Annotated in this window: 1 protein-coding gene; it reads left to right on the top strand. The window is 66.1% G+C overall.

Features of this window, described 5'->3' with window-relative positions; translation table 11 throughout:
- On the top strand, positions 1–342 hold a 342-nt coding region (locus tag KZZ06_RS20235; protein WP_219581782.1), incomplete at both ends, for a hypothetical protein.

Here is a 342-nt window from a genome sequence, read left to right as displayed (position 1 = left end):
ACGCCTGCTCGCAGATCGACCTCTATCCCACGCAGACGACTAACCTCGGCTTCTATGGGGCTGGTTCGCTCAACGGAGGTGGCACGATCAGGCCGTGCCCGACCTTCGATACCGCGGGCGGCACGAAGCCGGCGCTGGTGGCCATTCATGGTTCCGCCACCGCTGGAAATGCCTTCACTGGGGCGGACATCGACTTCCGCGACTTCAACCTGTCGAACACCGCCGGCAGCGGCGCGCAGATCGGCATGTCGTGGGTGCCGGAAGGGGCGGGCTATGCCCTCTACGGTGGGCTGCAGCCGGGTCTCGTCGAGAACGTCGCGATCACCGGGTTCCCGACCAACC

Origin of the sequence: Sulfitobacter sp. CW3, from assembly GCF_019392245.1 — a bacterium.
In the GTDB taxonomy this organism is placed as follows: domain Bacteria; phylum Pseudomonadota; class Alphaproteobacteria; order Rhodobacterales; family Rhodobacteraceae; genus Sulfitobacter.
The sequence above is the reverse complement of the archived record's forward strand: the minus strand, read 5'-3'. Positions and strand labels throughout refer to the sequence as shown.